The sequence below is a fragment of the Caloranaerobacter longqiensis genome, assembly GCF_050286925.1.
Lineage (GTDB): Bacteria > Bacillota > Clostridia > Tissierellales > Thermohalobacteraceae > Caloranaerobacter.
In genome coordinates this window covers 1-2,493 of the sequence record NZ_JBFWFX010000047.1, presented here as the reverse complement: position 1 = coordinate 2,493, position 2,493 = coordinate 1, and the positions used below count along the sequence as shown (strand labels likewise).

Sequence of the window (2,493 nt, the reverse complement as noted above, 5' to 3'; positions counted from 1 at the left end):
GAGGGGAAGAAATGGAATTCAAATTTAATTGGGAAGAGAACAAAGAGAAGATTGAAGAGTTAAAGAAAGTAATTGAAGAGAATAAAGAAAAAAAAGGAGCATTAATGCCAGTATTACATGAAGCACAAAGGATATTCGGATATCTTCCAATAGAAGTACAGAGGATGATATCAGAAGGACTAAATATACCATTAGCAGAAATATATGGAGTAGCAACATTTTACTCACAATTTTCATTAATACCAAAAGGAAAATATCAAATAGGAGTATGTTTAGGAACAGCATGCTATGTAAAAGGAGCACAAGCAATAATAGACAAAATTAAAGAAGAATTAAACTTAGAAGTAGGAGGAACAACAAAAGATAGAAAGTTCTCATTGCAGGCAACAAGATGTATAGGAGCATGCGGATTAGCACCAGTAATGACAATAAATGAAGATGTATATGGAAGGTTAAAAGCAGACGAAATACCAGCGATATTAAAGAAGTATATGGAGTAGGTGCTAGGTATAAAGTAAAATTAAAAATTAAAGAAGGTTGAAGAAGGTTGACAGCTTATGGCTAACAGTTGATAAAAAATGAAAGAAATTTAAAGTTGATAGTCGGTAGACTGACAACTGATGACTAATAACTGTCGGCTAATAATTTACGAAAAGAGAATATCGAATAACGAGTAACAGATAGTTAATTGCGAATAATAGTCAGAAAATTTGGAGGTGAAGAAATGAAATCATTAGAGGAATTAAAAAAGATAAAAGAAGAGACATTAAAGAAAGTTGATTTAAGAAAGCAAAGAGAAGGGACAAGAATAGTAGTAGGAATGGCTACTTGTGGTATATCAGCAGGAGCAAGACCAGTATTAATGGCATTATTAGAAGAAGTAAAAAATAGAAACTTAAGTGATGTAATAGTAACACAAACAGGATGTATAGGGGTATGTAGACTAGAGCCAATAGTAGAAGTATACAGGCCAGGAGAAGAAAAAGTAACATATGTAGAAATGACACCAGAGAAAGCAAGGAGAATAATAGCGGAGCATATAGTAAACGGAAAAGTAGTAACAGAATATACAATAGGAGCATATGAGAAGTAAAGTTTCACGTGAAACAATCAAAGCTGATAATGTAAAGGAGGTAAAGAAATGAATATCTATAGAGCACATGTATTGATATGTGGTGGTACAGGTTGTACATCATCAAGTTCAGACAAGATACAAAATGAATTTGAATTAAAGATAAAAGAAAAAGGGCTAGACAAAGAAATAAAAGTAGTAAGAACAGGATGTTTCGGACTATGTGAAGCAGGACCGATAGTAATAGTATATCCAGAAGGAGCATTTTATAGTCATGTAAAAGTAGAAGATGTAGAAGAGATAGTAGAAGAGCATTTACTAAAAGGAAGAATAGTAAAGAGATTATTATACAAAGATGCAGTAGGAGAAGACACAATAAAATCAATAAACGAAGTAGGATTCTATAAGAAGCAAAAGAGGATAGCATTAAGGAACTGTGGGGTAATAAACCCAGAAGACATAAACGAATATATAGCATTTGATGGATACATGGCATTAGGTAAAGTATTAACAGAGATGACACCAGAAGAAGTAATACAAGTAGTAAAAGATTCAGGACTAAGAGGTAGAGGTGGTGGAGGATTCCCAACAGGATTGAAATGGGAATTCACAGCTAAAGCTCAAGGGGATCAAAAATATGTATTATGTAATGCAGACGAAGGGGATCCAGGAGCATTCATGGATAGAAGTATACTAGAAGGGGATCCACATTCAGTATTAGAAGCAATGGCGATAGCCGGATATGCAATAGGAGCAAATCAAGGATATATATATGTAAGGGTAGAGTATCCAATAGCAGTACAGAGATTAGAAATAGCAATCAAGCAAGCGAGAGAAAAGGGATTATTAGGAAAGAATATATTTGGAACAGGATTTGATTTTGACATAGAAGTAAGACTAGGAGCAGGAGCATTTGTATGTGGAGAAGAGACAGCTCTAATAGCATCAATAGAAGGACAAAGAGGAATGCCGAGAAATAAGCCACCATATCCAGCGAACAAAGGATTATGGGGTAAACCAACACTAATAAACAATGTTGAAACATATGCAAACATACCACAGATAATACTAAAAGGAGCAGAATGGTTTAGAAGTATAGGAACAGAGAAATCACCAGGAACAAAGGTATTTGCATTAGGAGGAAAGATAAACAACACAGGATTAGTAGAGATACCAATGGGAACAACATTAAGGGAAGTAATATATGAAATAGGTGGAGGAATACCAAACGGAAAGAAATTCAAAGCAGTACAAACAGGAGGACCATCAGGAGGATGTATACCAGCAGACCTAATAGATACACCAATAGAATTTGATACATTAACAGAATTAGGTTCAATGATGGGTTCAGGCGGAATGATAGTAATGGACGAAGATACATGTATGGTAGATATAGCGAGATTCTTCTTAGACTTTACTGT

At 34.5% G+C, this 2,493-nt stretch carries 3 protein-coding genes; all 3 read left to right on the top strand.

Annotated elements, in window-relative coordinates; all coding sequences use genetic code 11:
* The first annotated feature begins 11 nt into the window (after window positions 1-11).
* Window positions 12-500 carry an NADH-quinone oxidoreductase subunit NuoE gene (gene nuoE, locus AB4Y15_RS13850; protein ID WP_427340934.1) on the top strand — a complete coding sequence of 163 codons (489 nt, stop codon included), beginning with the start codon at window positions 12-14 and terminating at the stop codon, window positions 498-500.
* Window positions 501-724: 224 nt separating this feature from the next.
* Window positions 725-1,093, top strand: a complete 369-nt coding sequence (locus AB4Y15_RS13845) for a (2Fe-2S) ferredoxin domain-containing protein (protein WP_427340933.1) — start codon at window positions 725-727, stop codon at window positions 1,091-1,093.
* Window positions 1,094-1,141: 48 nt separating this feature from the next.
* Window positions 1,142-2,493 (top strand): NAD(P)H-dependent oxidoreductase subunit E (locus AB4Y15_RS13840; protein ID WP_427340932.1); only part of this gene is annotated, 1,352 nt, incomplete at its 3' end.